Genomic DNA, 9,381 nt, shown 5'->3' on the forward strand with positions numbered 1-9,381 from the left:
TCCAATCAACAGGGTGCCAAAATCAACATTAACCTTTAACACAGCCTAAAAATTAAACTGAAGTTACTGTCATGTAAATTTTAGCCCCAAACTAAAAAAGGGAATTCCTTTTGGAATACCCTCGTTCTTTTCCTATGGCATAAGTTAAGATTCATTTAATATCTTAATAATTTCTTCAGCTGATTCACTCTTTATAATTTTTTGGACCGTTGTACTGTTTTCAACTAGAGCAATGAGCCTTTTATACATCCTATCCAGATCACCCTCAGGTACTTTTCTTATGTTCAACAAGCAAATAAATTGAACCCTATGTTTGTCTGTCCATTCGATCGGCTTCTTTAATGTGCACACGGTCCAAAATGTTTCATCTGTTTCCGGCGTAAGTGGATGAGGGATGGCCACAAGATTCCCAAAGCTGGTTGGAGCGACCTCCTCTCTTTCCAATACCAAATTTACATAATCTTTGGAGACGAGTTTTTGTTTGTATAATTCATCACACATAAAACGGATAACGCTTTCTTTATCCTTCAATTCTTTATGAATAAAAACTTTCGATATATCTAAATAGCTCTGACCCTCACACTCTTTTCCAGAAGATACTCCTTTGCGAATATTGGCAATATCTCCTTCCCCTAAAAAGGTATTAACGACTAGTACTTGAACGCCTATCTCTTCTTTTATAGGGATCGTACTAATAATAAAATCAATAGACGATAGATCGTATTCTTTTAATTGATAATAATTGGTTGTAGCCACAATATCGATTTCATCATTAAATTCATTTCGTAAACGATAAAACAAAAGCCTTGCACTCCCCACACCAGATGCACATACCACAAGTACCCGTTTTGCCCTTTTCTGCCTTGTCTTCATTCTTTCTAATGCCACTCCGATATGTAAGGCAATATATGCAATTTCGTGTTCTCCTACCTCTCTCTCCAAATATTCGTCGATGCATCTGCTCGCAATGGCAGCCCCCTCAAAGGCACTAGGATATTTTCGTTTAATTTCCTCTAATAATGGATTCCGAATGTTCATATTATAGCGTAACCTGTTCATTGCAGGCCGAATGTGCAAACTCAGCGCTTGAATGAATTCGGAATCGTCTTTGAAATTCCAATTTAATTCGGTTTTCAATCTTTCCAGCATGCAATGAATGATGGTGCCTAGTTCATCAAATTTACTAAATTCATTCAACGTATTCTTATGAATTAATTTTGTCCCCAACAAATGGACAATAATATAGTCAATCTCAGATTTGGGAAATTCCAAACCCGTAAAATCCTCTACCTCTTTCACAATTTCATTGGCCACTATTTTTTCAAATGGATATTTTCCTATTAAATCTTGTTCAAGGTTTTCAATGACAAATCCTTCTTCAATTCTCTTGCATCCAATTGTGATATGGGTTGCTAAATTTTCAAGTGCAATGTCTGATACCTCAATTTTGTATTCATTCACTTTTTTTATGATCGTTTCCTTTACCTTTTCAAACAGATTTTGATCCAAAAGTTGAAAGGAATTACTGTCAATGTTTAAGTTTCTATTTCGCCGTAAAATATAATTTGAAAAACATAGCCGCTTCATATATTCATCGCCTTCAGCCTGCGAACCATGATGCGGTCTAGTAACTAACTTTAAATGATAACTTTCCAATAATTCACGGACGATTTTTAAGTCATTTTGAAGCTTTGGCTTGGAAACAAATAGCTCTTCTTCAAGACTTTCTAATTTTATAGGTTCCTTTTCTAATAAAAATCGTTTTAACATATACAAAACCCGATTTTCCTGTTCGGAAAAATCAGATTGGCTTTCATTTATTGCATCATTCGCATTAGAAATAAACTCCTGCTCAAACACTTCATAATCCTTTATATCTAATAGATACCCTTTTCCTCGAACTGATTCAATAATGATTCCTAGCGAATTGGATTGTGATTGAAGTTCTTTGATCTCGGTACGAATGGTTCTATCACTCACTCCCAGTTCCTTGGCCATCCATTCGGCTGTAACAGGTTCTTGCTCCTTCATTAAAGACAACACGATGTCCTTCTGTCGTTTCGATACCATTTATCTACTCACCTTTCTTAATGAGTTGATCATCATACAATTAACTGCTTCCCATCTTCCGAGGTATAGCACACTAATTAAATAATAATAACAGTTTATCTCTTAAAATTTATGTTATATCTCCCCGTCTAAAAGTTCAATTTTCTTTAAACTGTTAATAAATTTATACAAAATAATGGATAGGCTTGGCTTTTGGGATGATTTACAAAAACTGCACATCTCAAAATAATCATAAAAAAGAGGCTCCCCATAAGTTTACTCAACTTATGAGAAGCCTCCCCTTAAAATACTCTATATTCTTCATGTTATCTTATAATAACTATGATTGGGTTATGCTTTTTTGTGTACATAATTCACCGGTACACTCGCTTTGATTACTTTATTTTCCACGATCAACAATACCAGGAGTACAGGCATTATATTTAACTATATAATCATGCATAGGAATGAATGTTTGTCCAAATCCCTACACTCTTGATTTCTTTATACTCAGGTTTCCACATAGCCTCTTCAATAGCAGTCTCAACATCTTGGATATCCACTCTTGCAATTCCCTCGTATATCGCCGCATTAACTACTTCAATGGCTACGTATTTTGAGACTTCATGAAGTTTTTCAATGGATGGCAGCAGAGATGCCCCAGTTGTGCTGATGTCACACATTCTTGCAACTGCATAAGCAGCTGCTGCAAACATTCCTTTTGAGATCACTTCAGCTTTTGCAACAATCGCTCCTAGACCCAGTCCTGGGAATATAAATGCATTATTTGACTGCCCAATTTCATAGGAAACACCTTTGTATTCCACATTGGCAAACGGGCTGCCTGTTGCAATTAGAGCCTTGCCATCTGTCCATTTCATCAGATTTTCCGGCACCGCTTCAGTCAATGCAGTCGGGTTGGACATAGGCAAGATGATCGGACGCTCAGCATGCTTGGCCATTTCTTTCACAATTTCCTCGGTGAAGGCACCGGCTTGTCCGGAAGTACCGATCAGGATGGTCGGTTTCACCTTCTGAACAACTTCCATTAATGAAATGATTCCATCCTCATTCATATCCCAGTCCTTTACTTCTTCTGCCTTTCTAACATAAGGCTTCTGGAAGTTCAATACACCTGGTGTTTCATCCGTTAGTAACCCCCGATAGTCAATAGCCCAGAAACGGTCATAGGCTTCTTCTCTGGTCAGCCCTTCAAGAACCATAGCATCTGAGATTTGGTCAGCAATACCGAGGCCACCAGCCCCTGGTCCGAAGACAACAATACGCTGGTCCTTCAGATTAGCTCCTGTTATTTTCATCCCAGACATCACAGCAGCAAGGGTCACTGCACCTGTTCCCTGGATGTCATCGTTGAAGGTAAGGATTTTGTCACCGTACTTATCCAATATTTTACGCGCATTTACGTTGCCAAGGTCCTCCCAGTGAATAAGAACCTCTGGAAAGAACTTTCTTGCAGCCTGAACAAATAAATCAATGAACTGGTCATAACGCTCACCACGGACACGGGCGAATTTGTTGCCAATATAGAGAGGATCGGCAACCAAAGCCTGATTGTTCGTACCAACATCTAGGACGACTGGCAGAACTCGGCTTGGATCGATACCAGCTGCCGCTGTGTATACGGCAAGTTTACCAATCGCAATATTAATACCGCCTACCCCTTGGTCCCCAATACCCAAAATGCTTTCAGAGTCGGTAACGACGATTAAATCAATCCCATTTTTAGGCTGTCCAAGATTGTGAAATGCTTTTTCAGTGCCCTCAGGATCATCAATTGAAAGATATAGGCCGCCCGGGCGGCGGTAGCTGTGAGAGTATGACTGGATCGCCTCACCGACAGTAGGAGTGTAGATAATTGGAAGCATTTCTGCTAGGTGTTCTTTCAATAATCGGTAAAACAGAACAACATTGCGGTTATATAAATCATAAAGCAGACCGTGTTTAAATAGATTCGTAGTTCGCATCGAATATTGTTCATAAACCCTATTTACTTGTTCATCAAGGGAAAGCACTTGGGAAGGTAACAGACCGTCAAGTCCCAGGTCTTCCCTTTCCTCTTTCGTAAAAGCCGTTCCTTTATTTATAAAAGGATTAGTGAGAACTTCTTTTCCTTTTAAAGTTGTAATAATAACATTCTCAGGTATATTCATGGTGTGGTGTTTCCTTCTTTCTATCTTAAAATAGCTATTCGGACAATACCGTTACATAGATTTCTTACCTATCTATGTTAATAACATTTTCCCTATCACACTAGGTTTTTTAATTTAATGATCCTTTTTTGTAATTAAACAAAGCAGACAGTAAAAACCAGCTGACTGCTTTGTTCTCTCTTCCGCTATTATTCTTGTTAATAAAATTTACGTAACTTTTTATCAGGCTGCCCTTGCAATCGATGGTTTCGATTTTTTCTTTTGAGACCTTTTAAATACATAGCTCACAATAATCGGACAGACAATGGCAGATATAACACATGCAGCTGCAACTTGTGCAGTTGCTGAAGATGCTACTGCAGCTAAGGTCGGATCTGCTGCCGCCACAACAGCTGGTGTAGCTACCGCATTTCCTGCAGTTGACCCTGTTGCTAAACCAACGATAGGGTTTTCTTTAAATAGCTTCAATAGTAAGTAAGCACCGATTCCAGTGAAGGCAGCGATTAATCCTAGTAATATCCCAGGCCCCCCAGCTTTTACAATAGTTGAAAGATTCATTCCGGCACCTAAGGGGAATGAGAAAAATGGGATTAATAATAATTTACTGCTTCCAAGAAACTTTCTCATATCAGGATCAATATTTCCTAAAATCATTCCAATTACGATTGGAATTAATACTCCTAGAAGTGTTTGAAAAGGAATGGTGGCAAGGCCGGATGCACCTAATGCCACTAATGTGAAAAATGGACCATCTTTTAAAGAAAATAACGCATATGCGCCTACATCCGTTTCGTCACCATACGATGAAGCAAGAGATGCATATAACCCGCCATTAGCATTTAACAACGCTGCAAGGATGGCTAATGGTGTTAATCCTAGTATTCCGGCAGGCCCAAAAATCGCTGCTACAGCTAAACCAATACCAGCACCTACGATAAATTTTCCAGTTAATAATATTGCACCCTTTTTTAATGCCTTTGGTGCTAATTTAAAATTAATTTGTGAACCAATTAAAAACATAAAACATGCCAAAATGGTTGATGATGCTTCTTTACTGAATAATGCTGTTGTAAAACTACCAATTTGTAATACCTGCGGAAAAAATGTATTCGTTAATACCCCTAAAAAAAGTGGAACAACCATCAGACCACCTGGAATTTTATCAAGCGTTTTCTTTATTGGAATTTGCATTTTTATATCCTCCTTTGTCTTGCTACATGTCTATCATATTCCCGTGTAAACCGTTTTCATAGATTATGAAAGTTTAATAATTCTTTTTGTAAATAAAAAAAGTAAGCAGTTTCAAAAACTGCTTACAGAAAGTTTTTTATTAAATGCTCTTTAAATTTGTTATATTCATGCTGGTATACTGGCCTGCCGACGGTTCCATAGATAACCTTGACTTCCAGGATTCCTAAGTCCTTTAGGAAATTCAGATATTTTCTTGCAGAAACCCTTGATATTCCTACAACATTTGCTACTTCATCAGTAGAAAAAGGCCCGTCCTTCAATCCATGAATCGCATCCCATACCTGCTTTAAGGTATCCTTCGTTAACCCCTTTGGCAGTTCTTCTGCTACAACAGCTTCGTCTCTATGCAAAAGTAAGTGATCGAGCTCCTGCTGACTAACCGAATCCTGTTTATCAATGAACCGAGTTTGCTCAAGGTAAGTAGCAAGTGCAGCGTTAAAGCGTTCAAACTCGAAAGGCTTAATTAAATAGTCGACAACACCATACCTTAATGCCTTCTTAATTCGTTCAAGATCTGTGGCCGCTGAAATGATGATGACATCAATTTCAAGGTCATTCTTCCGAAGGTACGCTAACAGCTCTAGGCCCTGCTTTCCCGGCATAAAAATATCCAGAAGAATGAGCTGAATATCATTCTTCCCCAAAAATAGGATGGCTTCAGCGACTGAATTAACTGTTGCAGCTAACCGGAACCCATCAATTTTAGCAAGATATTGTTTATTGATTTCTGCTACCATCGGGTCATCTTCGACAATCATTACATTTATCATCCTATTCATCCTCTGCTTTATAAGGTATATACACGGCAAAGCTTGTTCCCTTTCCAGGCTTGGACGATATAATCATGTCCCCTTCCAGTCTTTCAATTGCCTGTGCCAAAAGATATAACCCAAACCCGCGGTTTTCTCCTTTCGTAGAGAATCCTTTATCTAATATCTTGTTTTGGAGTGATTTCGTCATTCCCATCCCTGTGTCTTTAACCTCGATTGTTAAAATATCCTCTGCATAATCAAGTTTAAGGCCGACTTTTTTGTTTGGACTGTCCGCAATTGCCTCCATTGCATTATCGAGAAGATTTCCAATGATTGTGATCAACTCATGTGTGATTTCCGAGTTTGCAGGCTTGGGAAGTTCACTTACACAATCAAAAGATAAAGAAGCACCTGATTCTCTGGCAAAGCTTAGTTTGCCAATTAAAAATCCAGCAAGAACAGGATCTTTAATCTTCTTCGTTACAAAGCCCATTTCTGTTTCCCGGTGGTTAACCGTTTCACTCACATAGTTAGCAAGCGTATCATATTGTTCAGTTCGGACCAGGCCAAGGATGACATGAAGTTTGTTCATGAATTCATGCGCCTGGGCACGGAGAGCATCCGCATAGTTACGCACACCTGTGAGCTGTTCGGCCAACAATCGGACTTCGGTTTTATCACGGAATGTAGCGATTGCGCCCACCGGCTCATTTTCCACAACCACAGGAACCCTGTTTACTAAAATGGTCACCCCATTCAGGTTTTGTTCTTGATCCAATTCGGTTTCACCCGATTTTATTATGCGAGTTAACCGTGTCTCAGGTAAATAAGCTTCAATGTTCATACCCATAGGGTTCTCTTCAAGACCGGCTCTCGTAAAAAGCTTACTGGCTGCCCTGTTTACAAGTGTGATTTTCCCTTCTTGGTCGATCGCTATTATTCCCTCACGCACAGAGTGAAGCATGGAACTGCGTTCTTCAAGCAGTTTAGCAATAGCAAATGGCTCGAGTCCTAAAAGGATTTTTTTGATGTATCTTGCCAGGCCCACTGCACCGATTACGCCTATCAGGATTCCGATTAATGTCCCAATAACAATCCCCATCCGTCCTTTATGGACCGCCTTTGTAACGTTTTCTAAAGAGATTCCTACAGCAACCGCACCGACTTGTTTTCCATGTGAATTCTTTATTGGAGTAAATGCCCGCATGGATCGACCGAGAGTTCCCTTTGAAATGGAAACATACTCCTTTCCTTTAAGAACAGGCCCTTCATCTCCTCCCCTGAAGTGCTTCCCCACTTTACTGGGATCTGGGTGGGAAAGCCGGATTCCTTTCATATCCATAACGACAACGAAGTTAACATTCGTTTTATCTTTAATTTGGCTGGCAAAACCTTGTATTGAAGTACGACTAGTTGCCCCATCTAAAGCATCAATCACCAGCGGGCTTAGGGAAATCATCCTTGCAACATTGAGGGCTTTTTCTTTCTGTGTCTCTTCCACACTGGCGGTAATTCTTTTGCTTATGATGAAATCAGTTATTCCAAGTGATAAAGCGACGACAATGCATACAAATATAATAATAATGGCTTGTAAACTAAGTTTGCCTTTCTTCATAATCTCCTCCAGTTATTTTCATAATATTAGTATGTATAAGACTTAAGCATAAAATGACAAAAGACTGCTAAGCTCATAAAAGAGCTTTAAGCAGCCTTTATCATAAATCATCTAATTTGCAAAATGGCACCCATTCACTTTTGTTACACGGTTACAAAAGATTTCCGCGCTACACCTGTTTCTACAGCCGCAGTTGCAACAGCTTTTGCTACCGCAGATGCTACTCGGTCATCAAAAGGGTTAGGTATCACATAGTCTTCTGATAGTTCTTCTTCTGAAATGAGTGAAGAAATGGCGTATACGGCAGCCTTTTTCATTTCTTCATTTATTTCTGTTGCTTGAACATCTAGAGCTCCCCGAAAAATCCCTGGAAAAGCGAGCACGTTATTGACCTGATTTGGAAAATCTGAACGTCCTGTTCCTATTACTTTTGCTCCTGCAGCTTTTGCCTCATCTGGCATAATTTCTGGAACAGGGTTTGCCATTGCAAAAATAATTGCATCCCTTCTCATTGTTAAAATCATTTCCTTTGTTACTGCACCTGCAACAGATACACCAACAAAAACATCTGCGCCGACAATGACTTCCTCTAAGCTTCCCTCTGCATTGTTACGGTTCGTCTGTCTAGCAATCTTTTCTTTAATTGGATTCATTCCATATTGACGATTTTCATAAATTGCACCTTTTGTATCACATAGAATGACATCATACACACCAAAACGATTTAGCAATTGAGCAATTGCTACACCCGCAGCACCCGAACCATTTATTACGACTTTAATTTCGTCCATTTTCTTATTTACTAGTTTAAGAGCATTTACTAATCCGGCAACCGTTACAATGGCTGTGCCATGTTGGTCATCATGAAAAATAGGGATATTTGTTTCTTTTTTCAGGCGTTCTTCAATTTCAAAACATCTTGGAGCTGAAATGTCTTCTAAATTTACCCCACCAAATGTTGGTTCAAGGTGCTTTACTGTTTTAATTATTTCTTCAACATCCTGTGTATTTAAACAAATAGGGAATGCATCTACGTTAGCAAAATTCTTAAATAAAGCTGCTTTGCCTTCCATTACTGGCATCCCTGCTTCCGGACCAATATTCCCAAGCCCTAATACCGCCGAACCATCTGACACGACGGCAATGGTGTTGCCTTTCATCGTGTATTCATATACTCTATTTCGATCTTCATAGATTTCCTTACAAGGCTCTGCGACACCAGGTGAATACGCTAAGCTCAAATCATTTGCATTTTTAATCTCTACCTTTGCTTTCACTTCTAATTTCCCTTGATTATCCCGGTGCATTTGTAACGCCATGTCACGCAATGTTTTCATGATTATCTCTCCCTTTTCAAGAAATATTACTTTCGATCCAAAAATTATTCCAAAGCTTTATCTTAAGCCTTCCATGGATTGCGCTCATTTCACCATCATCCTTAGAAGTAAAATACTTATCCAATTTGAAAACGTTTTACCTTGAAAGCACAATAAATATAGCCCAATCTTATAAATTAACAGACTACTTTAATAGAATATTTAAT

6 protein-coding genes are annotated in these 9,381 nt (G+C 38.9%); all 6 read right to left on the minus strand.

Annotation, left to right across the window (positions count from 1 at the left end; translation table 11 throughout):
• Positions 1 to 144: 144 nt before the first annotated feature.
• The 6 genes from V7659_RS19025 to V7659_RS19050 all read right to left on the minus strand — a co-directional run bounded on the left by V7659_RS19025 (position 145) and on the right by V7659_RS19050 (position 9,175).
• Positions 145 to 2,070: a BglG family transcription antiterminator gene (locus V7659_RS19025; protein WP_335541405.1), complete on the minus strand. Its 1,926-nt coding sequence runs from the start codon at positions 2,068 to 2,070 to the stop codon at positions 145 to 147.
• Between the two features lie 434 nt (positions 2,071 to 2,504).
• Entirely contained in the window at positions 2,505 to 4,220 is a 1,716-nt protein-coding gene (locus tag V7659_RS19030; protein ID WP_335541406.1) for an NAD-dependent malic enzyme, read from the minus strand.
• 222 nt (positions 4,221 to 4,442) lie between these two features.
• Positions 4,443 to 5,411 (minus strand): 2-keto-3-deoxygluconate permease, encoded by a 969-nt coding sequence (locus tag V7659_RS19035; RefSeq protein ID WP_335541408.1) that lies wholly within the window; start codon positions 5,409 to 5,411, stop codon positions 4,443 to 4,445.
• A gap of 122 nt (positions 5,412 to 5,533) precedes the next feature.
• Positions 5,534 to 6,241, minus strand: a complete 708-nt coding sequence (locus V7659_RS19040; RefSeq protein ID WP_335541409.1) for a response regulator — start codon at positions 6,239 to 6,241, stop codon at positions 5,534 to 5,536.
• A 1-nt stretch (position 6,242) separates the two neighbouring features.
• Positions 6,243 to 7,838 carry a DcuS/MalK family sensor histidine kinase gene (dcuS, locus tag V7659_RS19045; protein WP_335541411.1) on the minus strand — a complete coding sequence of 532 codons (1,596 nt, stop codon included), beginning with the start codon at positions 7,836 to 7,838 and terminating at the stop codon, positions 6,243 to 6,245.
• Between the two features lie 143 nt (positions 7,839 to 7,981).
• A complete protein-coding gene (locus V7659_RS19050) occupies positions 7,982 to 9,175 on the minus strand; it encodes an NAD(P)-dependent malic enzyme (protein WP_335541413.1) in 1,194 nt (397 codons plus the stop codon).
• Positions 9,176 to 9,381 lie beyond the last annotated feature (206 nt).

It is taken from the genome of Neobacillus drentensis (assembly GCF_036966985.1).
Lineage (GTDB): Bacteria > Bacillota > Bacilli > Bacillales > Cytobacillaceae > Neobacillus > Neobacillus drentensis_E.